Source organism: Streptomyces sp. NPDC006997, assembly GCF_040635175.1.
Taxonomy (GTDB): Bacteria; Actinomycetota; Actinomycetes; order Streptomycetales; family Streptomycetaceae; genus Streptomyces.
The window spans coordinates 49233-75438 of the sequence record NZ_JBEYHH010000011.1 but is presented as its reverse complement, the minus strand read 5'-3'; the positions used below and the strand labels follow the sequence as shown (position 1 = coordinate 75438).

Sequence of the window (26206 nt, the reverse complement as noted above, 5' to 3'; positions counted from 1 at the left end):
CGGGGTCGGGCCCTTAGCTTTTTCCCGTGCTGGGATGGCGCTGGGATGGGATGGGGGTGCCCGTGCTGGAATTTGTGCGAGCGGGGGCGCTGGCAGAGCTGTGAAGGTAGTGCGGACGTGGCGCTTTTCCTACTCGTTTGACACAATCGGGGGCATGGCTGAGGCGACGTACAGCATCGGGGAAGGGCCAGCGACGCGGGTGAGCTTGTCGCTGCCGGAGGGGACCGCGGAGGCGATCCGGGCTCGGGTGGGCAAGCGGGAGTTCTCCGCGTTCATCGCCGAGGCGGTTGAGCGTGAGCTGCGCGGGCAGGTTCTGGACGAGTACCTGGCGGACTACGAGAGCCGCAAGGGGCCGGTCTCCGGGCCGGCTCGTCAGCGGGCGCGGCAGGTCTTCGACGAGGTGTTCGCCGAGGAGGCCGAGTGGCCCGCCGCAGGCTGAGTCACGAGGGGACGCTCGTCCTCGACAGCGAGGGACTCTCGAAGCTGCTCGCTGACGAAGAGCAGGTGGTGGCTCTGATCGCTGAGGCGCGCTCGCGCGGCATGGAGGTCGTGATCAGTGCGCTCACCATCATCGAGGCCGTCCACGCCCGTACGAACAAGTCACGCCTGAACTGGGTGCTTTCCGGGCTGCGGGTCGTCCCGGTCGGTGACGAGGAGGCGAGGGCTGCCTCGAAGTTGCTGATGAATGCCGGGTTGCACGGACACAAGTACGCGATCGATGCGGCCGTCGCCGAGGCCGCGCTGCGACAGCACCGCCCCGTGGTCATGCTGACTTCCGACACTGCCGACATGGCCAAGCTGTGCGGCGATCGGGTCCGGCTCGTGGCGGTGTGATTCCCCCTGGTCTGCTTTCTGCCTTTCGACGGTTAGTCAGTGCGTGGCGGTGCAGCTATCAGCATTCGGCGGATCACCGGTTTCAACACATTGCTTCGGTGAGCGGGCTGCGAGCCGAGTGGGTCGGGGAGCCGGGCACCGCCGACTGGGTCGGGAACACGTGTCGGCACCGGCAGAGGTGGGGTAACGCTCTCGGTCAAGAGTGCTCGATCGTCTCGCCCTCGGGGACCTGGTAGCAGCCCGAGGTGACCTCGATGCCGAGGCTCGGGGTGGTCCGCTTGCTGTAGGCGACGACCCAGACGCTCATCTTCTTGGAGTCGTTGTCGGCGATGAGGTTGAGGTTCTTGTTCGCGCTGTTGTCGCGGTAGGAGTCCTTGATCACCCAGCCGTCTGTGCTCAGCTTCTCTTTGAGGTTCCCCATGGCCACGTCGTTGTCGGAGCCGGACTTCGGCCTGAAGTTCCAGGGATGGTAGACCTGGAAGTAGGTGTCAGGGTCCTTGCCCTCGCACGCCTTGATCCCGGGACCCGGCTCGGAGGCAGTGCCAGCCACGCCGGTGAAGTCGTAGATCTGGCTGGAGACCGCTTTCACGGCGGCGACACCTTCATCGGTCGTGGCGGTGCCGGCCAACGGAATTTCCGGCGAAGAGCCGTCCGATGTGCTGGCGTCGCTCGACGGAGACGTGCTCGCGTTGTTGTCAGTCATGCCGCATCCACTGATGAGTAGGCCGGTCGTTACGAGAGCGAGGGGGGCAATGCCACGGCGGCGCCATCGGGGGGCGTGGGGAGAGGCGGAAGGCATGCGGGTCCTATGAGTTGTCCGGCAGGGTGGTGAGTGTTTGAGGCGCGCTTGTGGGGCACGGCCAGGGGCGGTCACCGGGGAGCAGTGACGTCACCGTACTCGCCGACCACGACGAGTGCCTGGTTCTTGATCGCTGTTGTTCCGTGGTTCCAGTACTCGCTGTGGCCTTCGGACCCGGTGGTGGACGTGGGGCCGCTGGTCTCGGGCTGTGTGTTCATCTGGTTGGCGCCGAAGACCTCGTCGCTGGGGATGAGGAAGGTGCCGCCGCCCAGCTTCCACTGACTGCCACCGTGGCCCCAGCGGCCGATGTCGGGGACCGGGTCGCCGTCGGCTTCCTCGTTCCAGACGTGGCCATGCGGTACGTCCATCTCGTCGGCCGAACCCACTTTGACGCCGGGGCTTCCGGCGAGGATCACGTCATCGGCGTTGAGGTTTCCCGTCTGGGCTGCGGCTCCGATGAGGGTGGTGCCGTAGGAATGGCCGATGGCAGTGCGATGGGCGTCGTCAGGGCCACTGTGTGAGGTCTCGAGGCCGTCCATGAACTGCCGGTAGGCGGGTGCTCCGTCGTAGGCGTAGTGCTCGAACGGAGCGTCCTTGACGATGCTCTGCGGAGCGTCGTAGCCGAGCCACGTAATGGTTGACACCGAAGCGCCCGGTGTTGATTGCTGCGTCTGGCGCCACAGCTCGGTCATCCGGTCGATGTCGCCCCCGACCTTGCTCAGGTTCGCGGTGGTGCCTGGTACGTACACAGCCTGGTTCTGGGCGGTGTCGGGGTTGCCAGTGGCCACGATCGCCCGGCCGTTGCCTTCCGGACTGAATCCGAGCAGGTACGCCTCGGGCAGCCCCCCCTCGCCGGTCTGGTCGAATCGGGTACGGATGGCGTTCATGCCCTTGAGGGAGGAGTTCAGGCGCCGGTACTCGTCGCCGTACTTCCTGTTCCAGTCCATCCATTCATCGGTGTGCACCTTGGATGGGTATCCGCCCGCGGTGATCCACGTCCATTCATTGGTGGGCGGCTTCGGCAGCGAGTCTATCCGTAGCTGGTATTCGGCGTGCTTCTCGTCGAGCACGACGCGGTTGGCTTCGTCGCGGATGTCAGCGGGGAGGCCGTCCAACTGGCCGACAAGGTCGGGACGGAGCGACAGGTACGCCTCGCGCTCCTCCGCAGAGAGCCCCTGCCACCAGTCGGCATTGGCCTGGGGCTTGCCGTCCTTCGGCGGCCCTCCGATGGAGTCCAGGTACCTCTTGCCGGCGTCCCGGACGCCGGCCATGTCCGACTGGGCGTCCTTGAGGTCCCGGTTTGACACGGTGAGGTCGTCGTCAGCCTTCAGCGCCCGGATCTTCGGTTCCCACTTGGCGTCCGCCTCCGTGGCCTCCTTCAGGGCGGCGGCGACACGGTCCGCGATGGCCAGGGCCTCGGCGTGATGCGTATTGGGGTCGAAACCCGCCGCCTGGCGACCTACAGCCTGTGCGGTGGGGTCGGTGGTGCCACTTACTGTGCCGCCCTTGGGCGGCAATTCCACTCCGTTCCTCGGCTGTCCCTCCGGGTAGGTGACGCTGCCGTCCGCGTTGACCGTGAGTTTTCGGGATTCCGCATCGTCAAGCGCGGACAGGAGCTTCTTCCTCGCCGCGTCCATGTCGTAGGCGAAACCGTTCAGCGCCGTGCTGACCAGGCCGCATTCGATCTGTATGTAGTGGAAGTTGGCCGAGAGTTGCTTGAGTTCCCCGAGCGCGGCGTCGAGAGCCTGTCCCTTGAGGGCTTTACGCATCCCGGCCGCGATGACGTTGTCGATCTCGTCCTTGGACGCGCTGGCCATGTCACCGACCGCGCGGTAACCGTCGGCGGCCTGCTCGTACTCAGACGGCTTCAGCTTCTTGAGCGTGGCGAGGTCCATGGCTGTCCGTCACCGACCCGAACCCTGGCCGCCGACGGCGGGAGTGTCCGCGTACTTGAGGTCGATGTTGCCGAACGCGGCGCGGACCCCTTCGTCGGTCAGGAGTAGGTCATGACCGACTTGCTCAAGAACCTCTTTGACGCTGCCGCAACGCTCGTTGACGGACTTCACATAGCGAGCCCAGGAGCTGTACACGTCCCGCTGGGCGCTGACACTCAGGCATCCCGCGTCGTCGCCGAGCCCCTTCTGTCCGTCCGACAGCTTGGTGAGGGCCTTGCCGATGTCGTCCCTCAGTCCGCCGACGTCCTCGCCCGCCTTGTTCCATGCGGCCTTGGTCGACTTGAGTCCATCGGTGACGCCGCTCTGGGTGGGTCCGGAACCCCCGTCAGCCGGGATGCCGTTGATCTGCGTCTGGGCCGGGCCGCCGCGTGCTGCGGCATCGGCTTTGAGCTGGTCCCACTCGTCCCACGCCATGCGCGGTCCCTTCCCCCGCGGCCCGGATGCTCCGCCCGGGCGGACTTCGTCCGACTTCCGTTGTGTTTAAAGAGGTTGCCGCAGAAGACGTTACGGGGCAGGTGCGCTGCGTGACGTCCGCGCGATCGCTCAACCGGGCCTGAGTATCCGTACCTAGTTGGGGAGAGGCCGAGCAGAACGCGTCGACCAGGACGGCACTCGGCTCAAACCTGTCGCTGAGAGCCGGAGGGGTTCTGGGGGTATGGGCTGGTCGGATCAGTCGGTACAGGTGAGCCGGGCGGTTGGGGGGTGCGGGGAAAATGGCTTGACGGGGTAGGCGTGGTGCATAGGAGTGCTGAGGCGTGACGGAGGGAGCGGTACACGAGTACATAGGCGATGTGTCGTCACCTGAACGTATGGCAGGACGATATCCCGCCGGTCGGCGGCTATGGGCGTGCTGGGCTGGTCGCTGTGAGCGAGCGCAAGCCCCGCAAGAGCGGCCTTTCCGACGAGCAGTGGGCGCTGGTCGAGCCGGTGATCACCGTGTGGAACAACGTGCACCCTGGTTGCCCATGCTCCCGTGGCACCGAAGGTGCGCTGTCATCGGCGTAGGGCGCAGGGTGGCCCTGAGCTATGACCTGGCGGTCTGGGAAGGCGATGAACGCGCTGGCCACGCGATAGCGCGCGAGGTCTGCACCAGTGAGACGACCGCTTCACCGGGGCAGCGCTCCTCGGCTCGCCTGGGCAAACCGGCGGTGCGTGCGCGGCTTGGCGCGCTGGACCGCGACGGGCTCCTGGCGGTGTGCGCTCCGACCGAGTACGAGGTTCTGTACTCGGCACGCGGAAAGCCCGAGGTGCTACGGCTGCGCACTCTGCTCCGTGGATTCGACTACCTGCCCTGCAACGACGAAGAGTTCGAGCGGGCGCTTGAGATCCAGGCTCTGACCCTGAACGCCGGTTTTCACCGGGCGCTGTCGCTGGCCGACGTGCTCATCGCGGCAACCGCCGAGCGGCATCGAGCCACGGTCCTGCACTGCGAGGGCGACTTCGACATGATCGCTTCGGTGAGCGGGCTGCAGGCCGAGTGGGTCGTGGAACCGGGTACCGCTGACTGAGCTGGAAACGGCACCGGCGCCCGCAGATGTATCGCAGATGTTGGGTGGCCGTCTCGGCGTCGGATTGCCTTCTAGTTCACCGGGGCCGCGGTGGCACTATGCGGGGACGGTGGAGAGAGGGACGGGGCGGGGATGGGGCGGAGTGAGCGGGGGGTGGTCGTCGGGGGTGGGCGGCTGTGTGACGGGGCTCGGGCTGTCGTCGAGGATCACGGGCGGGCCGTCGAGGCCGTACGGGGGGCGTTGGAGCCGATCTGTGACGCGGCGGTGGAGGAGGCGCTCGGCGGCATCTCGGTGGGGCGGCTGAAGGAGGTCACCGAGGGGCGGTTGCGGCTGGGGGAGGTGGAGCGGAGTGGGCTGCGGTCGGTTCGGGAGGTGTTGGACGCCGGGCCGTACCGGTTGCGGCAGATTCCTGGTGTGGGGCAGCGGACCGCTGATCAGGTCGTCGCCGCGGCGCGGCAGATCGCCGATGCCGTTCGGGAGACCGTCGCCGTTCAGATCGACGTCGATCGGCCCGAGCCCCGTACCACCGCACTCGTCATGGCGTTGCACGTGTTGGTGGAGGCGGGGCCCGGTACGCGGCGGGCCGTTGATGCCGCTACGGAGCTTTCGGGGCGGCTCGGGCCGCTGCTGAGTGAGGCCGGTCCCGCTGGTCGTCCGCTGCGGCTGCTTCTGACGCGGGGGGCCCGGAGGGTCAGGGTGCTGGAGGCCGTCGCGGAGGTTCGGCGGCTGACCGAGGAGGCGGAGCGGGGCGGCGTACCGGAGTTGTTCGCGCAGGCCTCGGTGGATCTGCTGCGTGCCTCGGACGAGGCCGCGGCCTGGGTCGACTTCGAGTTGCGGTCCGCCGAGTACTACAGCCTCCTCGCGGAGATCTCCGGCCGTAGCCCCGACACCGCCGCCGCCGAGGGGTATCTGCCCGACGACGTCGCCGAGCGGGTGCGTGAGCAGGGGCTGGACGATCGGCATCGGCGGGTGTCGTTGCGCGGGTACCAGGCCTTCGGGGCGCGCTTCGCGCTGGCGCAGCGCAAGGTGATCCTCGGGGACGAGATGGGGCTCGGGAAGACCATTCAGGCTCTTGCTGTGCTCGCTCATCTCGCCGCCGTCGAAGGGCGGAGTCATTTTCTCGTTGTCTGTCCGGCCAGTGTGCTTATCAACTGGACGCGTGAGATCGGGGGCCGTAGCGGGCTGCGTGCTCTTCCTCTGCACGGGCCGGAGCGGCGGGACGCGTTCGCCGAGTGGGAGGAGCGGGGCGGGGTGGGGGTGACGACCTTCGACGCCCTGCGGGGGTTTCCGGTGCCCCGGGACGGTGAGCTGGGGATGCTTGTCGTGGACGAGGCGCACTACGTGAAGAATCCGGCGACCCGTCGGTCCCGGGTCGTGGCCGAGTGGGCCGCGCGGTGTGAGCGTGTCCTCTTCATGACCGGTACGCCTATGGAGAACCGGGTCTCCGAGTTCCGTAGTCTCGTGCGCCTTCTGCGGCCGGAGTTGGCGGAGGGCATTGACGAGCGGGACGGGGTGGTCGGGTCCAAGGCGTTCCGGAAGGCCGTCGCGCCGGTCTATCTGCGCCGTAACCAGGTGGACGTGCTCGCCGAACTGCCCGCCCTCCAGCACACCGACGAGTGGGAGGAGCTGAGCGCGTCGGACGAGGACGCCTACCGCGAGGCCGTGCTCGCGGGCAACTTCATGGCGATGCGCAGGGCGGCGTACGCGCGCCCCGAGAAGTCGGCCAAGCTGGAGCGGTTGCGTGAGATCGTTCAGGACGCTGCCGAGAATGGGGTGAAAGTTGTGGTGTTCTCCTATTTTCGGGATGTCTTGCACGGTGTGACGCACGCGCTCGAGCGCTCCAATGGTCAGGTGTTCGGGCCGATCTCCGGGAGTGTGCCGCCCGTGCGTCGGCAGCGGCTGGTCGACGAGTTCGCCGCCGTGGCGGGTCACGCGGTCCTGGTGGCGCAGATCGAGTCGGCGGGGGTGGGGCTCAACATGCAGGCCGCGTCCGTCGTGATCCTCTGTGAGCCGCAGGTCAAGCCGACCATCGAGCACCAGGCCGTGGCCCGGGTCCATCGGATGGGGCAGGTGCGGTCCGTCCAGGTGCACCGGCTGCTCGCCACGCCCGGGGTGGACGAGCGGATGGTGGAGATGCTCAAGGACAAGACCCGGCTGTTCGACGCGTACGCGCGTCGCAGCGCGGTCGCCGAGTCGACGCCGGACGCCGTCGACGTCTCCGACACGGCGATGGCCCGTCAGATCGTGGAGGAGGAGCAGGCGCGGCTGGGGCGTCAGCGCGGGGCCAGGCCCGACTGGTAGGCGATCACCACCAGTTGGGCTCGGTCGCGGGCGTGCAGCTTCGTCATGGCGCGTTGGACGTGGGCGCGGACCGTGAAGGGGCTGAGGTACATGCGGTCGGCGATCTCCTGGTTGGAGAGGCCCGTCGCCACCAGGGTGACCATCTCGCGTTCGCGGGGAGTGAGGGTCGCGAGTTCCTCCGGGGCGTGGGACGGAGGAGCGTCCGGGGTGGCCAGGAAGCGGGCGACCAGGGAGCGGGTCGCGGCGGGGGACAGCAGGGTGTCGCCGTCGGCGATCGTGCGGACCGCGTCCAGGAGGGCCTCGGCCCCGATGCCCTTGCCGATGAAGCCGCCGGCGCCCGCGCGGAGCGCCTGAGCGACGTACTCGTCGGTCTCGTAGGTGGTGAGGACCAGGATGCGGGTGGCCTGGAGGTCGGGGTCGGCGCAGATCTGGGTGGTGGCGGCCAGGCCGTCCAGGTCCGGCATACGGATGTCCATGACGACCACGTCGGGGCGGAGCCGCCGGGTGAGGTGCACCGCCTCCCGGCCGTCGGCGGCCTCGCCGACCACGGTGATGTCGTCGGCGCTGTCGAGGAGCAGGCGGAAGGCGCTCCGGAGGAGGGCCTGGTCGTCCGCCAGCAGCACCCTGAGGGTCATGGGGACTCCTTCCGGCCGGACTCCGCGTCGTGCGTTCGTGGGGGTGGGGCCGGGAGGTGCGTGGTGATCCGGAAGCCGCCCTCCGGGCGGGTGCCCGCAAAGAGGTGGCCGCCCACCGCGGTGGCGCGTTCGCGCATTCCGATCAGGTCGTAGCCGGGGGGGCGGTCCCTCGGGGGTGCGGCAGTCGTCTCGCCTCGGCCGTCGTCGGTGACCGTGAGGGTCACCCGGTCGCGGGTCCAGGCGAGGTGTACCCGGGCCGTGCCGGTACCGGCGTGCTTGGTCACGTTGGTCAGGGCCTCCTGGACGATGCGGTACGCGGTGAGGTCGACGCCGGGTGGGAGTGGTCTGGCCGTGCCGTCCTCGTGCACCGTCACCTCAAGACCGGCGCGGCGGAAGGATTCGAGGAGGGTGGGGAGACGGGACAGGCCCGGTGCCGGTTCGGCGGGGGTGGCGGTGCCGCCCTCCCCGTCGCCGGACTGGCGCAACAGGCCTACCGTGGCGCGGAGTTCGTCGAGGGCGTGACCGGTGGTCTCGACGAGTTCGCCCAGGCTCTTACGGGTCTGCTCGGGGCGGCTGTCGAAGAGGTGGGCGGCGACCGTGGCCTGCGCGTTGGCCAGGGTGATCTGGTGGGCCACCAGGTCGTGCAGTTCACGCGCGATACGCAGCCGCTCCTCGGCCACCCTCCGGCGCGCCTCCCGGTCCCGGCTCTCCTCGGCCCGCCGCGCCCGCTCCTCCACCGCCGCCAGGTAGGCCCGCCGGTTCCGCACCGAGTGCCCGAACACGCCCGCCACCAGCGGGAACGCCGCCACCGCGCCCATCCTGCTGGCGTCCTTCCAGGACAGCGCGCCGATCACGGGCGTGAAGGCGACCAGCAGCGCCACCGAGGTGAGCGCCACCGCGCTCACCGCCTGCCGTTCGCGGCGCAGGGGGCGCACGGTGAGCGAGTAGGCGGCGATCACGGCGGGCGCCACCATGAGCGGGCTCAGCAGCAGGCCGACGAACGGCACCAGCACGCCGGTCGCGGTCGTGACCGCCATCGCCGTGAGGGGCGCCCGGTGCCGTACGGGCAGTACGGCGCAGGAGACGACGGCGATGAGGTAGGCGGCGGTGGGCGGCGGGGTCAGCGCGCTGCCGTCGTCCCCGAGCGCGCCGCCGAACAGGCAGAGCGCGAACGCCGTCGCGATGAGCGCCGCCTCGCGCCGCCAGCCGGTTCCGCCGCCGTCCTCGTACGTCATGGTGGCTCAGCGTCGGCCGAGGGGGAGCCGCGGCGCCGCCGCGTCCCCTCCGGTCGCGAGGCCCGGGACGCGTCCGCTCAGCGCCTCACCCTCGATGTCCACGTTCGGCAGCACACGGTTCAGGATACGAGGCAGCCACCAGGCCCTGCGTCCGAGCAGCGCCAGCACCGCGGGGGCGATCGCCATCCGGACCACGAAGGCGTCGAAGGCGACCGCGGAGGCCAGGCCGACGCCCATCGTCTGGATGGTCGGGTTGCTCATCCCGACGAACCCGGCGAACACGCTGATCATGATGATCGCCGCCGCGGCCACCACGCGTCCGCTGTGCCGGAACCCGCTGACCACCGCCTCGCCGGGGGACGCGCCATGGACGTACGCCTCCCGCATCCGGCTGACCAGGAACACCTCGTAGTCCATGGCGAGGCCGAACACGATGCCGATGACGAGGATCGGCATCAACGACATCACCGGTCCGGTCTGCTCGATGCCGAGCAGGTCCGCCGCCCAGCCCCACTGGAAGACGGCGACCAGGACACCGAAGGCCGCGCCCACCGACAGCAGGAAGCCGAGCGCCGCCTTGACCGGGACGAGCACCGAGCGGAAGACCACCGTCAGGAGCAGCACCGCCAGGCCGATGACCACCGTCAGATAGGGGACGAGGGCGTCGGACATCGCCTCGGAGATGTCGATGTTCATCGCGGTGGTGCCGGTCACCAGGACGGTGGCGCCGGTGTCGGCCTCGACGCCGGACACCGTGTCCCGGATCGTGTGCACCAGGTCCTTGGTCTCGCCGCTGTTCGGCGCGGTGCGCGGGACGGCGGTCAGGACGGCCGTGTCCTCGCTGCTGCTGAGGACCGGGTCGCCGACCGACGCCACCCCGTCCACCTCGCGTACGGTCCTGGCGACCTGGTCCGTGACGGCGTTCGCGGGCTCCGACGCCGACGACGTGTCCACCACCACCGTCAGCGGGCCGTTGAAGCCGGGGCCGAAGCCATCCGACAGCAGGTCGTAGGCGCGGCGCTGGGTGGTCTCCGTCGACTTCGACTCGTCGCCGGGCAACCCGAGTTCGAGGCTCAGGGCGGGTACGGCGACGGCACCGAGGCCGAGTACGGCGGTCAGGAGCACGGCGGCCGGGCGGCGCAGGACGAAGCGGGCCCACCGGGCGCCGAGACCGGGTCGGTCGGTGGCGGCGGGGGGTGTCCGGTGGTCGGTGGCCGCCCTGCGCGCGGCGCGGGACAGCACCCGGCGCCCGAAGAAGCCGAACAGCGCGGGGACGAGGGTCAGCGCGACGAGGACGGCGAGTCCCACCGCGCCCGCGCCGCCCAGGCCCATCCTGGTCAGCTCGGGGATGCCGACGACGCCCAGCCCGACCAGGGCGATGAAGACGGTGGCACCGGCGAAGACCACCGCGGACCCGGCCGTGCCCACCGCCCGGCCCGCGGCCTCCTCCGGTGCGCGGCCCCGGGCGCGTTCGTCGCGGTAGCGGGAGGTGATGAAGAGGGCGTAGTCGATGCCGACCGCGAGGCCCAGCATCAGGGTGAGGATCGCGACGGTGGAGGTCAGGCCCAGGGGGACGGCCAGCGCGGAGACCAGGCCGAAGGCGATGGCCACGCCCACGAAGGCGGTCAGCAGCGACAGGCCGGCGGCGACCAGAGAGCCGAGGGCGAGGACCAGCACCACCGCCGCCACGGCCACGCCGACCAGTTCCGTCGTACCGCCCAGCGCCTCGTCCGCGTCCAGGGCCGAGCCGCCGACCTCCACGGTCAGCCCGGCGTCCCGGGCCTGGTCCGCGGCGTCCTCCAGGGCGGTCTTCGTCGGCCCGGTCAGGTCCACGGCGTCGGCGGTGTAGGTGATCGTGGAGTAGGCGACGGTGCCGTCCTCGCTGACCGCGCCCGTGTCGTAGGGGTCGGTGGCCGACGCGACCTGGTCGCCGTCGGTGAGCGAGCCGAGGGTGTCCTCGACGACCGTCCGGTGCTGCCCGGCCGTCATCCGCTGTCCGTCCGGCGCCCGGAACACCAGGCGGGCCTCGGCGCCCTGGGCGTGGGACTGCGGGAAGCGCTCGTCCAGCAGGTCGAACGCCCGCTGTGACTCGGTGCCGGGCATGGAGAGGTCCTCGTCCTCCGCGGCCGGGGCCACGGCGGCGGCGACCACGGCCAGCAGCAGCGCGGTCAGCCACACACCGCCCACGAGTCGGCGCCGCCGGAAGGCCCACCGTCCGAGCCGGTAGAGAATTGTCGCCATGAACTGATCACTCCAGACGCCGCAGGCGGTAAGGGGGAAGGCGTGGCATCCACGCGGCTTCCACCCTTCCCTCCGGCACCGGGGCCGGGCATCGTCCGCTGTCGCCGTCCTCGCCTGGTGCGGTGGAGCCGGCTCCCCGGCGGTCCTGGTGCGTACGCACTACACGCGCCGGGGTCGGTGAGAAAGGGGAGGGGGTGCTCCGAAACGCGTGCGGTCGAACGCTGCGGGCCGCTCCCCTCGTACCGCCCACGGGTTCCTGGAACGCTGGGTGCCGCGTGGGAGGGGAAGGGGGCTCGGCAGCCGCGCGGGTGGCCGAGGACCACGAACGGGCCGTCTCGGCGGTGCGGGAGGGGCGGCATGCCCAGACGCTGGCCGACGGCGGTGCCGGTGGTCTCGGCCCCTGCTGGTCACCGCCCTGTGGGTGCTGCGCGAGGCGGGTCCGGAAGCGCGTGAGACGGCCGCTCTCGGCCACCACCTCGCGCACCGGCTCTCCGGTCCGCTGGACGCGACGCCGCCGCCCCCGCCGCCGGGTGCAGGTCAGCCCCCGCTGAGCGCCATCCACAGCGCGCCCACCGCCGCCGTCACCGCGCACGCGGCGAGGGCGGCGTCGGCGTAGGGGGCGCGGGTCCAGTGGGCCCGGGGCGGGGCCGGGGGCGTGGAGTGGGGGGCGTTCAGCCAGGCGGTGACCGTCCGGGCCGCCTGCTCGCTCGTGCCCCGCACCCGGTCGACCAGCGAGCCGCCGAACGCGAACGCCCCGACCGTGTGGTCCTCGTCGAGCCGTAGCTCCAGGGTGCCGTGGTCGTCCACCCCGGCGGCGGATATGGCGGACCTCGGCAGGGTGTGGGAGCGGAGGGGGTTGACGACGAGGGCGGCGTCCTCGCGCAGGACCACCTTGCAGTGGGCGATCCTGCCGAGGACGCCCGCGAGGGCCAGGTAGACGGGGATGCCCTGCCAGCCGCTGCGGAAGCCGCTCACCGAGGTGACCTTCCAGACGGCCGCCGCCATGCCGATGCCGAGGGCCACCAGGGCGATCCCGCACAGGACGGGCCAGGAACGGCGGCGGAGCACGGTCGTACGACCCGGTGCTGGTGTTCTGGTCATCGCTCTCCTCCGTTCCCGGCCCCTCGACGGCGCCTCAGGCTCTCATGTCGGGTTCAGCACCAGCCCGCCGCCACCCCCGGGCTGGACGCGCCCACCCCGCAGAACGTGAGCGAGTTGCCCAGGTTGAGGGTCATGTTGGCCTGGGTCGCGCCCCAGTCGACGGTCTTGCGGTAGCCGTAGATCGTGACGTTCTCCATCTCGGAGACGGTCTTGACCCGGGTCCGGGTCACGAAGGCCGAGCCGCGCCAGCTGCCCGCCAGACCGCGGGCCACGCCGCCGCCCGCCAGGGTCCAGGCGAGGCTCTTGCCCGCCGCCGCGTAGTTCCAGCTGCCGGTGGTCAGGCCGTCGCCGACGAAGGTCGCGCCCACGCCGACCACGCCCGCCACCGTGCAGACGCCCGCGGACACCACCACGCAGGTGCCGAAGGCCAGCCCCGGGATGACCCTGTTCTTCCAGCCGTCCCAGGTGGTGAACGTCTCCTTCAGCCAGCCGCCGGTGCCGCGCGCCGCGCCCTTGAGCTTGCCCCAGAACCCGTCGTCCTTCTTGGGCGCGGGGCCGGGGTTGGGCGGCGGGACCGTCTTGAGCCAGCCCTTCGGGGCGGGCGTCGAGGGCAGCTGGATGTTGCGGCGGCCGGGGATGCCGCCCAGGCCGGTGGGCTTGGTGTTGCCCTTGACCAGCGGGGGGCGGCTGCCGCAGCGGCAGGCCCGGACCGGCCCCTCGGAGCCGCCGGACTTCTTCTTGCCGGTGCTGACCGGGATGCCGCCCCGGCACGTGATGCCGTACTTCTGCGGCTGCTGGCACTCGGGGACGCCGAGGCCGGACGGGTCGGCGACCGTCGCCGGGTTCTGGACGGCGTAGCTGTAGCCGTTGAGGGTCTGGTTCACGCCCGTCTGCAGGAGCGGGTCGACGCTGATGAACTGGCCGACCGCGGGGTCGTACTGGCGGGCGCCGACATGGGTGAGGCCGGTGCCGGTGTCGGTGGTCTTGCCCAGGAACCCCCGGTCGTCGGGCCAGGCCGGGCCGGTGGCGCTGCCGCGCTCGGCGCCGAAGGGCGTCAGGTAGCGGCGGGAGTACGCCTGGTCGGTGGCGTCGATGGCGAGGGAGGCGGTGCCGTGCTCGTCGGCGACCAGGTAGCTGAGCTGGCTGCTGCCGCTCTCGTTGGAGCGGACGGCCACCGTCAGGTCGTCGGAGCCGTAGTGGCGCTGCGCCCAGGTGGTGCCGTCGGCGCGCAGGTGGAGTTCGGTCGCGCCCGCGTACAGGACGCGTTCGCCGTCCTCGGTGGCGCGGATCAGGAGGGTGCCGTCAGCGCCGTAGAGGTAGTCCGTGGTCCTGCTGTTCTCCGTGAGGGTCGCCAGGCGGTTCTCGTCGGACCAGGTCAGGGACTGGGGTGTCGTGCCGTCGGGGCGGGTGGTGGTGTTGCCCGCGCTGTCGACGTCGTAGGCGCGGTCCGGGGTGGTGCAGTCGGCGGTCTGGCTGGTGCCGGTCAGGGCGTGCGGCTGGGCCGTCTTCGTGTAGCAGTAGGTCGTCGTGGTGGTGGCGGCGCTGGTGTGGACGGTCTCCGTGGTGCGCTGGCCCGCGTCGTTGTAGGTGTAGCTGGTCCAGTACGGGGCCCGGCCGCCCAGGGCGCTGGTGCCGCGGGTGTCGGAGCAGTTCTGGGACGAGGGCGTCCACGCCTCGGTCAGTCGGCGGTGGCCGTCATGGGTGAAGCACTGGGTCTCCGGCGCGGCGGTGCCGCCGAGGGTGCTGGTGTCGGCGATGGAGGTGACGTTGCCGGACTGGTCGTAGGTGTAGAGGAGGTTCTGGAGCTTGTAGGGGTGCGTCTGGTCGGTGACGTGGCTGCCGAGGAGCCGTCCGGTGCCCTCTTCCCAGGTGTTGGTGACGTACGCCTTCTTGTGCTCCTCGGTGTCGGCGGTGCCGAGGACGACCTGCCGGGCCTCGCCGAGGGGGGAGTAGTCGACGTCGAGGAGGTAGCCGGTGCTGCCGCCCAGCGAGGTGAGCTGGCCGGTGCCGGTGTAGCCGTAGTCGACGATCTCCGAGGGGAGGCCGCCGAGCGCGGGCTCCTTGGCGTTCTGGAGGCTGCCGTCGATGTTGTAGTTGGTCTCGAACCGGACGGTGGCCGCGCCCGCCCCGGCGAGCGGGTCGGAGGCGGGCAGGGTCAGTTCGGTGGTGGTGGGGCGGGACATGCTGTCGTAGGCGGTGACGGTCTCGGTGTACGCCTGGCCCGCCCTGCCGCCGACGTAGCGGATGCTGGCGTCCGCCTCGCCCTTGAGGAGGCCGTCGTAGGTGTAGGCGGTGAGCTGGTTGGCGTCGGTCTTCGAGCCGGTCCAGGTGCCGGTGGTGCGGCCGAGGGCGTCGTAGCCGGTGATGACGGACCGGCCCCGGGAGTCGGTGGTCCGCGTGGGGCGGTCCATCGTGTCGTAGGCCAGCTCCGTCAGGCCCTTGTCGGGGTCGTCGGCGCTGGTCTTGCGGCCGAACAGGTCGTAGCCGTAGGACCACTTGGCGCCGTCGGGGCCGGTGACCTCGGTCTGCAGGTCGTCCAGCGTGTACCGGAACCGGGTGCTGGTGTACGAGGCCGTGCCCGGACCGCCGCCGTACTGGGGGTCCGCCGGGCTCGGGCCCGCGTACTCGCGGGTCTCCACGGTCCGTTCCCGGGCGTCGGTGATGGTGCGGGTCGCGGTGCCGCCCTGGACGGCGCTGGTGGCGGTGGAGTCACCGGTGTGGGTGGTGGTCGTCGACCACTTCCTCACCCCGTACACGTACAGGGTGCTGCTGATCTCGCGCTCCGCGCCGTCGAAGACGGTCTCGGTCTGCCGGGGTGCCTCGCCGTACTCCTCGCGCGTGTAGGTGCCGTTCGGGGCGCTGGTGCTGTCGAAGATGTCCTCGTACTTCTCGTACTCCAGACCGCGGCTGTCGTAGCGGGTGTCGGTGAGGATCCGGCCGCCGACCGGGGTGGGGGACTGGGTCTGCACGGGGCGCATCATCGAGTCGTAGAACTCGTAGGTCGTGTTGTACGTCTCGCCGTCCCGCCTGAGCGTCGAGGTGGAGACGTACGACGGTTCGGTGGCGCTGATCCGGTACGCGTACGTGGTGCTCGCGCTGTAGCCCGCGGCCCTGTTGCGGTGGGGCTGCCAGACCGCGGTGAGCCGTCCGAGGGCGTCGTAGGCGGTCTCGGTCTTCCTCAGGTTGGCGTCGTACACGCGCAGTTCCTGGCCGTGCCGGTGGTCCAGGAAGGTGGTGGTCCTGTGGCCGAGCGGGTTGGTGACGACCGTCTTGGTCAGCGGGCCCGCGGCGGCCGGGGTGTAGGCGGTGTCGGTGGTGTTGCCCTCGGCGTCGGTGACGTCGACGGGGCGGCCCAGGGTGTCGTACGTGGTGGCCGTGGTCCGCTGCCAGCCGGTGGCCGGGCGCAGGCCGTCCGCGCCCGCGGTGGCGGAGTAGCCGGAGACCCGGCCGGTCCAGGTGGCGGCGCCCCTGGTCGGGGTCTGGGACGCCGTCCAGGCGGTGGCGGACGGGTTGTCGTAGACGGTGGCGGTGTCGGTGAGGACGTCGCCGCGGGTCTCCGGGGTCGCCGGGAGGTCCAGGGCGGTGTCGGTCACCGAGCAGGACTGGCCGACGGTACGGGTGCGGGAGACCAGGTCGGTGATCCCGGCCGCGTCGTTGCGGGCGTACCAGGTGCGGGTGCAGGTCTGGTCGCCGCCCTTGCCGACCTCGCCGGAGTCGTCGACCGTGACCGGCATCCCGTAGCCGTCGAAGGTCGTGGCGACCGTGCGGGCGCGCCAGGTCCGCGAGCCGGTCAGGTAGGTGTGGGTGGTGGACTTCGCGGAGCGGACGTAGCGGGCCACGTGGTCGGGGGCGTCGGGCGCGCTCTGCCGGGCCGTCTCCTTCGACCACGGCTCGTTGACCTCGACGGTGATCGGGGTCGCGCCGTCGTAGGTGACGTGCTCGCGGCGCGTGCCCGCGTACTGGTCGCTGTCGGTGATGCTCGCCGCGCCGACCGCCGGGGACGCCAGCGGGGCGAGGGAGACGGAGCGGGTGGTGCCGTCCTTCTTCCGGTCGCCGTCCATGCCCTGCATGTAGAGGGAGACGGTCTTGGAGCGGGTGGCGCCGGTGGCACCGGTCAGGACGGTCACCTCGCGGTAGCCGCGCCAGTCGGACCAGGTGCGCTCCGCCTTGGGGGTGAGCGGGTCGTCGTTGTGGTGCCAGGCGGCGCCCTGGTACGCGTAGGCGTACTCGACGGCGTCGTTGTGCCCGGCCGGGTCGGAGACGACGACGGCCAGCACCCGGTACTTGTGGAACCAGTCCACCGACGCCTCGGAGGAGCCGTTGATGTTCCAGTACCTCGGGTAGCAGGAGCGGGTGTTGGTGTCCTCGGCGGCGCCGGTCACCTCGCTGCGCACGCACTCCGGGGAGGAGAGGGTGACGGTGGTGAGGGAGCCGGTCTCCGAGGTGACCGTGGAGATGCGGGGGCGGGTCAGCGGCAGGATGTCGTCGGTGCCGTCGACGCGGTTCTCCCGCCACTGGTAGGTGAACGTGACCGGGTTCAGGGCGATGTCGGTGTCCCCGGCCTTGCCGGTGCGGCGGATCGACTTCAGCGTCAGGACGTGGTCGGAGGTGTCGCCGATGTCGCCGCCGTCCTGGTACTCCTGGGTGAGCGCCCAGGAGTCCACCGGGTCGTAGGCGCCGGTGGCGGCGTTCCAGGAGGAGGTGGCGACGCCGGTCAGCCGCTTGCGGGAGAAGAACGACGGTCCGGAGGCCAGGCAGTCGGTGTCGCCGTCGGTGCAGAGCGCGTCGAACGGCACGTCGGGCCAGTTCTTCGCGGTGTCCTTGGTCAGCGAGGAGCAGTCGGCGGCGGTGCAGCGCTCGGCGTGGCCGAAGGTCACCCGGGCGTCGGCGGCGTCGGTGAACAGCGCGCCCTCGCGCAGCCCGTACTTGATCTCCTTGAGGTAGCCGCCGCGCGTGTAGGCCGCGTTGGCGGTGGTGGCCTTGTTCTTCTTGTAGTAGTTCGTCTCCTTGGCGTACCAGTACGTCGACGCGTTGCCGTGGGTGTCCTCGACGTAGTCCAGGTTCCACCGCCACGCCTGGGTCACCGCGCGGTCGCCGAAGGAGTCGCCGTTGCCGTAGCCGGGGTCGCCGGAGTCGTCGCCGAAGACGGGGACGGTCCAGGTGGAGCCGGTGCGCTGGTCGGTGGCGCCGTCGAGCTTCTCCAGGCCGAAGACGTACTTGGTGCCGTCGCCGGTGATGACGGTCCAGTACTCGCCGTTGCCGTCGCCGTTGTCGGCGCCCGTGGAGCGGGTCACCACGGAGGCGTCGTCGTTGGCCAGCCGCCAGGTGCTGTCCCAGGTGCCGGAGACCTTCACCAGCCGGCTCGCCCTGCCGTTCAGGACGAGCTGGGCGTTGTCGTACTTCCAGCAGGTGTCGAAGACGTCGTCGTGGCCGTCGTCGTCGCAGGAGTTGTAGGAGCGTTCGATGTACGACTCGGTGACGCTGAAGCCCTCACCGACCGCGCTGCCCTGGTTGTTGGTGGCGGCGGTACGGCCGTCGACGCTGCCCGAGTCGTAGTTCAGGGACAGCTCGGGGGTCGGACCGGCCGCGGCGGACGGCACGTTGAAGTCGTGGCTCCAGGTGAACGTGCCGGAGTTGTCGCCCGCCTCCCAGGACGAGGACTCCGACAGCTCGGTGGCGGAGTAGTCGCCGGAGCCGGACGGGGACTCGCCCGCGCCGGGGTCGGTGGCGGTGACGGCGAACACCGCGGTGCCCGCCGAGGCCGCGCCGGTGAGCTGCGCGGCGGGGCCGCCGCTGTCGCCGGGCAGGGTGACCGTGGCGGTGACGGTCTGGTCGGCGAGGTCGTTGTGCGACGACGGCAGCGGGGTGGCCGTGCGGCACGCCGCCTCGCCGGGGGTGTCCAGGACGCAGGAGGGCAGGCTCACCAGGCGCAGCCGGGAGGCCCAGCCGCCGCCGACCGCGGAGGCGAAGTCGCCGTAGTCGACGGTGAGCCGGGCCTGGCCAGAGGCGTCGGCCTCCGCGGTGAGCAGGACGCCGGTGACGCCCGCCTCGCGTGCGGTCTTCTGGTCGAGGACCGTGACGCGGGCGGTGGTGCCGGGGTCGGCGGCGCGTTCGCCCCGGGCGGGGGCGAGGGTGACGGGGAGGCCGCCCGGGGTGGCCCGGGCGTGGTCGGCGGGGGCCAGTTCGAGGCGGGCGTCGCCCGGTCCCGGCCAGGACACCTCGCGTTCCGTACGGGCCCGGCGGGCGCGCTCGGCGCCCGCCTCCCGGTCCTTGGCGGCCTTGGCGCGGGCCTTCCCGGCGCCGGGCCCCTCGACCTCCCTGACCTTGCTGACGCGCTGGTCGGGCAGGTCGGGGCGGCCGAGCGCCTGCTGCGCGGCCTGGGCGACCGGGGCCACGAGGCCGGTGGGGACGACCACGGACAGGGCGAGGACGGCCACGGTCGCCGCGCGGCCCCGTCTTCCGCCGTCCCGTTCCCTGCTTGATGTGCCTATGCCAAATGCCATGGTCGACCGTCCCTGCCCCGTAGTCCGTGGAAGTCAGCTCGTGGTGCGTGCGGCGCCGCCCGTCGGGGGCGGCGCCGCACGGGCGTCCTCAGTCGCCCACGCGGGTCTCGATCTGCTCCGGGCTCGCCATCGCCCCCGCCCACAGCCGGACCTCAAAGACCCGGGCGGGCAGGAAGTGCTTCCACGTACCGCCCGTGAAGCCCTTGCCGATGGCGAAGTCCCCGGTGCCGAGCTGCACGGTGTACGCCTTCGGCTCGCCGTTGCGCCCGTAGCCCAGGTAGAGGGTGATCGTGCCGTACACCGAGTCGTAGGTCCCGGTCAGCCGCACCGGACTGTCCAGCGCCGCCACCTCGTCGGAGACCACCGACGACCAGGTGCCGTCGGCGTTGAGCCGCCCGAAGTGCCACAGGCCGACCGGCACCGTGTGCTCCTCCAGCGTCTCCTCGTCGAGGACCGTGTCCTTGCCGGTCAGCTCGTACCAGAAGCCCCAGGCCGAACCGTCCGCCGTGCGCTGGCCGAGCACCTGGCCGGTGTACCCGACGTCCTTGGTCAGCAGCTTCGCCGAGTCCAGCTCGACCAGGGTGCTCACGGTGAACGGCGCGTGGTCGTACACCAGCGGGCCCGCCGTCGTGGCGGCGTCGTCCACGCCGTCCAGGACGATGGCCTCGCCCGCGAGGGACGCGCCGCCGGTCAGGGTCAGGTCGCGGCCGTAGCCGGACGTGGTGTCCGCGACGGTCGTGCCGCTGCCCCGGGCCGCGTTCCAGTCCGCCACCAGTTCGACGCCCGCGTAGTTCTCCGAGACCAGCAGCCGGGTCTCGTCCGCGACCTCCTCGTGCGTCAGCACCCGCTGCCAGACGGCGACCTCGTCGATCGAACCGGGGAAGTGGTACGTGGAGCTGCCGCTCGGGAACTTGTAACGGCCGATCTGCAGGCCGCCGTTGGACGCCCAGGAGCTGGTGACCGTCAGGGGCTGGCCCTGTCGGCGGCCGTCCACGTAGAAGACCAGCGCACCCGAGGACGGGTCGTAGCTGGCGGCGAGGTGCGTCCACACCCCCGTCTGGGCGGGGAAGACCGAGTACCGCCCGCGCACGGTCGAACCGTCCGGGTCGAGCACGCCGAAGAACCACTGCTTGACGTCGGCGAGGTACCAGAGCATGAACGTGTTGCCGTCGGCCCCGGGCTGCGCCAGCACGGAGGCGTTGGTGTCGCCCCGGTCCAGCCGCGCCCACGCCGAGACCGTGTAGGCGGAACGGGTCTCCAGCACCGGCGCGCTGGTCTCCGCGTAGCCGGTGGTGCCGTCCAGCGCCAGGCCCTGGTCGGTGACCAGCTCCGGCAGGGGCTGTCCCTCGGCGTCGTGGGTGAGCAGGCCGCGCCGTCCCCGGTCGTCGCGTACGGCGCCACCGCCCAGGGTCGCGTCGTCGGTGCCGTCCGCCGTGGCCGCGTCGACGGCGGCGCCGCTCGCCTCGTCGAAGTGCCAGCGGCCGACCGGCCCCGCGCCCGAGGCGACCAGGAAGTCCACCACGCCCTGGGCGCCCCAGCGGCCGACGTCGTCCTGGGCGCGGACGTACACGCTGTGGGTGCCCGAGCGGGCCGGGGTGACGGCCTGGGTCACCGTCGAGCCGTCGACCGCCGTCGACCAGGCGTCGGCCGAGGAGAGCTTGTACTGGTAGGCGACGTTGTTGGCGTCCCCGGTGGCGGGCGCGAAGGTGAGCGTCGCCTGCTGGCCGGGGCCGCCGCCCGGCGCGCACGCGGTGTCCGTGCACACGGAGTACGGGCCGGCCACGGAGATCCGCGGTGCCTTGGGCGCGGTCGGGTCGACCTTGAAGTAGCACCAGCCGGTCGTCGAGGCGTTCGACGGCCCCGACAGGTAGCTGCCGCCGCTGTCGTAGTACGAGCGGACCCACGCCCGGTACCGGTAGAGCTTGCCCTCGGTCAGCGTCGACCAGGACATGGACAGCTTCACCCCGTCGCCGACGTACCCGCTGGAGGGGCGCAGGTCGCCGGCGCCCGCGGTGGTGTCCGACCAGGTGCCGTCGGTGTTCTTGTGGTCGACGTCGAAGTAGATCCGCAGCTGGGCGTCCTTCTCGCCGCCCGACGCCGTCTGCGTGGTGGCGGTGAGGCCCGGGGTCGGGTCGGAGACGATCGCCGGGTCCGACTCGGCCGTCTCGCACACCGTGCCGGAGCCGGTCACCAGGCCGATGCCGGTGGGCTTGGCGGGCAGGCCCACGTAGTCGACCGAGAGCACGGCGTCGTTCTTGAACCGCTTCCACGCCGAGGTGTCCGTCTCGTCGTGGGCCTTCAGCATCAGCGTCAGGCGCGAGAACTTGCCCGCCGCGAAGCTCTCCACGGTCGGTGTGAGGTTCTCGTTGGTCTCCTCGGGGTTGTCGTTGAACTCGATCGGCGCGTCCGGGGAGTCGGGGTCGCACAGCGAACCCCGGCCCGCCGAGACGTGCCGGTCGCCCATCAGGTCCAGGTGGGTGGGCCGCGACGACCAGGTGGTGGACGAGGAGATGTTGTTGGTGCGGACCAGGTCCACCCACCGCGGGTCGCACTGGAACGCCCACGGCTCGGTCACCCGGAAGGTGGCGTCCAGCACCTGCTTGCCCTTCAGGCTGGCGGGCGAGAACTCGAAGTAGAGCCGCTGCACGTAGCCCGGCCCGCAGTAGTAGCCCGACCAGGTGCCGCACTTGCCGACGCCCTTGCCGAGGCCGTCGTCCCCGTTGCCCCAGCCGTACGACTCGTAGCCGTCGCTGCGCAGCAGGGTGCGCTCGGACTCGCCCCAGGTCACGGTCGGGTCGATGTAGAGCGGGAAGTCGGCGGCGCCGGTGCCGGTGAGCATCCCTGCGTCCGGGACCACCGTCAGCGCGGAGTCGGAGACCTTGACGTCCATGGTGGTGACGTGGTCGCCCGCGGTGGGCTCGGTGGACCCGGCCGCGGCGTTCCCGGTCGCGGTGGGGGCGGGTGCCGCGGTGAGGGACATGGTCCGGGCGCCGGAGGGCTCCGGTGCCTCGGTGCCCGCGGAGTCCCACATCTGCGCGGGCGGGGCGCGGAAGACGCGGTTGCCGTCGTCGTCGACCGCGGTCAGGTTGCCCGCGGCGCCCTTGACGACGTCGAGACCGGTGGTCCCCAGGGTGTAGTCGATCTCCCTCAGCTCCGGCGACGCGGCGGCCCGCGGGGTCCTGACCACCAGGACGTGCCGGAAGCCCTCCACCGACGCCGTGACCTTGAGGTCGACGCCGGGCAGCACCTCCGGGTACAGCGCCTCGGTCCCGTCGAGTTCGGGCTCGGGCAGCCTGCCCGGCCAGCCCAGTTCGAGGGACCGCCCCTGTGCCGTGATCCTCGCCAGGGGCGCGCCGCGCCCGCCGCCGGAGAACGCCATGTCGACGGCCGCGGCCTTCGGCGCCACGGTCCCGTCCGCGCGGACCTCCAGGGTGGCGTCGGGCGTCCGCCAGCCGCCGTCGGGGGCCGCGACCCGGACCGGGACCGCGGACTCCTCCAGGGTGAAGGTGAACCCGTCCGGGTTGGCGTAGACCGTCGTCCGCTCCGACCGCTCCCCGACGACCTCGACCCGCTCGCCCGACTCGGCGGCCTCGGCGAGCGCCCGCTGCCCCTCCGACAGCGGCGGCCCGGCCTCGTCCGCCGCCGCGGCCCGGGCGACGGGCGCCCAGGCGGGCAGCCCCACCAGGACCGCCGCCGCGGTCGCCGTGGACACCAGCGCCCGTATCCGTCCGCTCCGTCCGCCGCCGAAGCGACGCACCCGTCTCACGCCCACGACCCCACCCCAGGTTTCACGAAGTCCCCACCGCGACTTTTGCTCGGGGCAACATTTGCCATGGACATGTGAAGAAAACGCTACGTGATCAAACTGTGACGTGAGAGGCGGGAGGGACGGGGGAGGCGACAGCCGCGCGATGGGCGCCCCGCGTCTCCCGGTGCCTTCCGAACTGGCTTCCACTCAGCGAGAGTTGGGCCGTACTGACGCCCGGGGAGCGGAACCGCAGGCGACCCCCGTGGCATCGGTACCGGCAGGGGGCGGCCGTCGACCGCGGTCGCCGGGGAACCGGAGGAGGGGGTGAGGGCGTGGAGCACGCACGGGTGCTCGGCGTCTGCTGCGCCTTGGCGGTGTGCGGGGCGCTGACGGCGGGGTGCACGGACGGGGACGGCGGCAGGGGCGGGTCCAGCGGCGCGGCCAGCGGGTCTCCACGGGCGAGCGCGTCCGCGGCACCCGGCGCCGAGGCCGAGCCGCGCCCCGTCACCGCGCCCACCGTCGAGGCCGATCCGGCCAAGCTGCCCGGTACCGCGGACGAGGCGCGGACGCTCATCCGGAAGGTGCTGGGCGGACCGGAGATGTTCGGTTCCAAGGCGGTGCGGGGGACCCCGTACGAGAGCGATCCGAGCCGGTGGGCGGTGCTGGGCGAGGACTGTGTGTGGCAGCGCGAGGAGCTGCCCGACGACGTACTGGCCACCCTGACCCGGCACTACGCCGTGCCCGCCGCGGGCAGGAAGGGGGAGGCCCGGATGTCGGCCACCGTCACGGTCCACCGCACGGCGCTCGACGCGGCGTGGGAGCAGGCCGGGATGCTGGAGGAGGCCCTCGGCTGCGAGGAGCAGACACTGAGCGAGGGGGAGCGGCTGACCGGCCTCACGTCGCAGGCGCAGGCGGGTGGCGAGGGGGCCAACAACCACAGCGACGACATGCTGTACGAGACCGGCGCGTGCGTCAGCGACACCCGCGGGGGGCCGTACCCGTACTGGTGGAACCAGTTGCAGCTGGGGCCGGTGGTGGTCAGCACCTCGGTGTGCGGGGGCCGGGGGCAGGACGAGGAGGAGCTGAACGCCCTCGCCGGGACGGCCGGGCCGATGATGATGGTCCGGGTGCAGGACGCGATCGGGCGGCCGGTCGGGGACGCGGGGGAGGACTCCAAGAAGTCGGGGGAGTCCGAGGACCCCGGGGAGGGCGCCTGATGGAGCGGCTGCTTCCCAGCGATCCCTCGCGGCTCGGCGGTCACCGGCTGCTGGGGCGGCTCGGCGCGGGCGGGATGGGCGTGGTGTACCTCGCCCGCACGGAGGACGGCGGGGACCTCGCCGCCGTCAAGGCGATCCAGCCCGAGTACGCCGACCAGCCGGAGTTCCGCGCCAGGTTCCGGCGTGAGGCCGCCTCCGCGCGGCGCGTGGAGAGCCCGTGGGTGGTGCCGGTGCTCGGCGCGGACACCGAGGCCGAGGTGCCGTGGCTGGCGACCGCGTTCGTGCCCGGACCCTCGCTCGCCGAGGCGGTCGTCGCCTGCGGGCCGCTGCCGGGGCGGGCGGTGCGGGTGCTCGGCAAGGTGCTGGCGCGGGCGCTGGCCGCGGTGCACTCGGCGGGACTCGTACACCGGGACGTCAAGCCCGGCAACGTGCTGCTCGCCCCCGACGGCCCCCGGCTGATCGACTTCGGCATCGCCCGGCCCACGGCGGTCGAGGAGACCGCGCTGACGGCGGAGAGCCTGGTGGTGGGCACCCCCGGCTTCCTCTCCCCGGAGCAGGCGCGCGGGCAGCGGGTCGGCCCGCAGAGCGACGTGTTCTCGCTGGCCTGCGTGCTCGCCTACGCCGCCACCGGGCGGGCGCCGTTCGGCACCGGGGCCGTCGACGCGCTGCTGTACCGCACCGTCCACGACGACCCGGAGCTGGACGCCGTACCCGACCCGGAGCTGCGGGAACTGCTCGGACGCTGTCTCGGCAAGGAGCCGGGGGACCGGCCCTCGGCCGCCGAGGTGGACGAGGCGCTGGTGGAGGACGCCCCCGAGGGGGCCATCGGCTGGCTGCCCGACCCGGTAGTCGCGATGGTCGCCGCGCGGGCCGCCGAGATGCTGGCACTGCCCGGCATCGAACCGACCCGGCTCTCCGACGGCGGACCGAAGGCGCCCAGCCGCCGCCGGGTGCTCGCGCTCGGCGCGGGCGGCGCGCTGCTGCTCGCGGCGGGCGGTGGCGCGGGACTGTGGGCGGCGCTGAGCGGGGACGACGACAAGCCGTCCGCGACCCAGCCCTGGACGATCGGGCTGCACGCCGACCTCAGCGGACCGCAGCGGCAGGCCGGACAGGCGCAGGAGCGGGCCGCGCGGCTGGCCGTGGCGGAGTTCAACGCCCGGGACGACAGGCCGTTCGACCTCGGACTGCGGGTGGCCGACGACGGCGGCGACCCGGCCCGCGCCCGGCAGGTGGCCCGGGACCTGACCGGCGACCGCGCGCTGCTCGCGGTGGTCGGCCCCACCGGCTACGACTCCGCCGCTGCCGCCCTGGAGATCTACAACGCCGCCGGACTGCCCCTGCTGACCGTCTCCGAGACCTCGACCAGCGCCACGGTGTCGACCCTGATCCAGGCCAAGCGCTACTTCCAGACCGCGCCCGTCGCCGCGTACGGCGCCTACACCACCGTCACCACCCTCGGCACCCAGGGGTCCTTCCGGCCCGGCCTGCTGGTCGACCGCGCGGGCGGCATCCTCGGCATGGAGTACGTGCTCATCGCCCGCAGCGCGGCCACGACCGTGCGGCTGAACCTCTACACCCGGGTCGTGCCCGCCGCCGCCCCCGACGTGACCTCCGTCCTCGACGACATGCTGGACCACGGCATCGACGGCTTCTACTACACCGGCACCGCCGAACGCGCCACCAAGGTCGCCCGGGCCCTGGCCGAACGCGGCTTCACGGGGCCGCGGTTCCTCGACGCGGACTCCGCCACCGCCGGGTTCACCGCCGCGGCGGGCGCCGCGGCGGACGGCTGGCAGACGCTGACCTCGTACGTCCCGCCCGACGCCAAGTCCGTCCGCGCCTTCGCCGCCGCCTACCGGAAGCGGTACCGCGGCGCGCCGGGCGTCTGGGCGGCCGAGGCGTACGACACCACCTGGCTGCTCGCCGACCGGCTCTCCGCCCTCGCCGCCGGGGGCGACGGACGGCCCAGCCGGGCCCGGATCGCGGACGCCGTCGCCAAGGCCCGGTACCAAGGAGAGGTCACCACCTACGAGTTCAACGACAGCAACCGGCTCAGGACCAACACGGTCCACCACCTCCGCGTCGACGACGGGCGGTTCACCTACGTCGGCCCGGTGAACGCCGCGTGA

General features: G+C 71.9%; 15 protein-coding genes and 1 pseudogene. 7 read left to right on the top strand and 9 right to left on the bottom strand.

What is annotated here, in order from left to right; translation table 11 throughout:
- The first annotated feature begins 154 nt into the window (after nucleotides 1-154).
- Nucleotides 155-439 carry a hypothetical protein gene (locus ABZ659_RS13340; protein WP_360217670.1) on the top strand — a complete coding sequence of 95 codons (285 nt, stop codon included), beginning with the start codon at nucleotides 155-157 and terminating at the stop codon, nucleotides 437-439.
- The gene (locus ABZ659_RS13335) at nucleotides 421-834 is read left to right on the top strand and encodes a PIN domain-containing protein (protein WP_360217667.1); all 414 of its coding nucleotides are present in this window, start codon (nucleotides 421-423) and stop codon (nucleotides 832-834) included. The genes ABZ659_RS13340 and ABZ659_RS13335 overlap by 19 nt, the downstream gene beginning before the upstream one ends.
- 196 nt (nucleotides 835-1030) lie before the next feature.
- On the opposite strand, the gene ABZ659_RS13330 is transcribed toward ABZ659_RS13335, so the two are convergent.
- The 3 genes from ABZ659_RS13330 to ABZ659_RS13320 form a co-directional block, all read right to left on the bottom strand.
- The gene (locus ABZ659_RS13330; protein ID WP_360217664.1) at nucleotides 1031-1423 is read right to left on the bottom strand and encodes a hypothetical protein; all 393 of its coding nucleotides are present in this window, start codon (nucleotides 1421-1423) and stop codon (nucleotides 1031-1033) included.
- A 281-nt stretch (nucleotides 1424-1704) separates the two neighbouring features.
- A complete protein-coding gene (locus ABZ659_RS13325; protein ID WP_360217661.1) occupies nucleotides 1705-3528 on the bottom strand; it encodes an alpha/beta hydrolase in 1824 nt (607 codons plus the stop codon).
- A gap of 9 nt (nucleotides 3529-3537) precedes the next feature.
- Nucleotides 3538-4002: a hypothetical protein gene (locus ABZ659_RS13320; protein ID WP_360217658.1), complete on the bottom strand. Its 465-nt coding sequence runs from the start codon at nucleotides 4000-4002 to the stop codon at nucleotides 3538-3540.
- Nucleotides 4003-4452: 450 nt separating this feature from the next.
- Here ABZ659_RS13320 and ABZ659_RS13315 point away from each other — a divergent pair.
- The 3 genes and pseudogenes from ABZ659_RS13315 to ABZ659_RS13305 form a co-directional block, all read left to right on the top strand.
- Nucleotides 4453-4542 (top strand): annotated as a pseudogene (locus ABZ659_RS13315) (IS5/IS1182 family transposase); the annotation flags it as partial.
- A gap of 179 nt (nucleotides 4543-4721) precedes the next feature.
- Complete coding sequence (locus ABZ659_RS13310; RefSeq protein WP_360217993.1) at nucleotides 4722-5096, top strand: PIN domain nuclease; 375 nt, start codon at nucleotides 4722-4724, stop codon at nucleotides 5094-5096.
- A gap of 132 nt (nucleotides 5097-5228) precedes the next feature.
- Nucleotides 5229-7397 (top strand): SNF2-related protein, encoded by a 2169-nt coding sequence (locus ABZ659_RS13305; RefSeq protein ID WP_360217655.1) that lies wholly within the window; start codon nucleotides 5229-5231, stop codon nucleotides 7395-7397.
- Here ABZ659_RS13305 and ABZ659_RS13300 read toward each other — a convergent pair.
- The 6 genes from ABZ659_RS13300 to ABZ659_RS13275 form a co-directional block, all read right to left on the bottom strand.
- Nucleotides 7370-8032 (bottom strand): response regulator transcription factor, encoded by a 663-nt coding sequence (locus ABZ659_RS13300; RefSeq protein ID WP_360217652.1) that lies wholly within the window; start codon nucleotides 8030-8032, stop codon nucleotides 7370-7372. The genes ABZ659_RS13305 and ABZ659_RS13300 overlap by 28 nt on opposite strands.
- A complete protein-coding gene (locus ABZ659_RS13295; protein WP_360217649.1) occupies nucleotides 8029-9267 on the bottom strand; it encodes a sensor histidine kinase in 1239 nt (412 codons plus the stop codon). The genes ABZ659_RS13300 and ABZ659_RS13295 overlap by 4 nt, the downstream gene beginning before the upstream one ends.
- A 6-nt stretch (nucleotides 9268-9273) precedes the next feature.
- Nucleotides 9274-11508 (bottom strand): MMPL family transporter, encoded by a 2235-nt coding sequence (locus ABZ659_RS13290; RefSeq protein WP_360217646.1) that lies wholly within the window; start codon nucleotides 11506-11508, stop codon nucleotides 9274-9276.
- Nucleotides 11509-12045: 537 nt separating this feature from the next.
- A complete protein-coding gene (locus ABZ659_RS13285; protein ID WP_360217643.1) occupies nucleotides 12046-12609 on the bottom strand; it encodes a hypothetical protein in 564 nt (187 codons plus the stop codon).
- Nucleotides 12610-12662: 53 nt separating this feature from the next.
- The gene (locus ABZ659_RS13280) at nucleotides 12663-19112 is read right to left on the bottom strand and encodes an RHS repeat-associated core domain-containing protein (RefSeq protein WP_360217640.1); all 6450 of its coding nucleotides are present in this window, start codon (nucleotides 19110-19112) and stop codon (nucleotides 12663-12665) included.
- Between the two features lie 88 nt (nucleotides 19113-19200).
- Nucleotides 19201-22788, bottom strand: a complete 3588-nt coding sequence (locus ABZ659_RS13275) for a LamG domain-containing protein (protein ID WP_360217991.1) — start codon at nucleotides 22786-22788, stop codon at nucleotides 19201-19203.
- Nucleotides 22789-23192: 404 nt separating this feature from the next.
- Between ABZ659_RS13275 and ABZ659_RS13270 the strand changes: the two genes are divergently transcribed.
- Together ABZ659_RS13270 and ABZ659_RS13265 are read left to right on the top strand one after the other, a co-directional pair.
- Nucleotides 23193-24077, top strand: coding sequence for a hypothetical protein (locus tag ABZ659_RS13270; protein WP_360217637.1), 885 nt, complete (start codon nucleotides 23193-23195; stop codon nucleotides 24075-24077).
- Nucleotides 24077-26206 (top strand): bifunctional serine/threonine-protein kinase/ABC transporter substrate-binding protein, encoded by a 2130-nt coding sequence (locus ABZ659_RS13265; RefSeq protein WP_360217634.1) that lies wholly within the window; start codon nucleotides 24077-24079, stop codon nucleotides 26204-26206. Before ABZ659_RS13270 ends, ABZ659_RS13265 begins: the two co-directional genes overlap by 1 nt.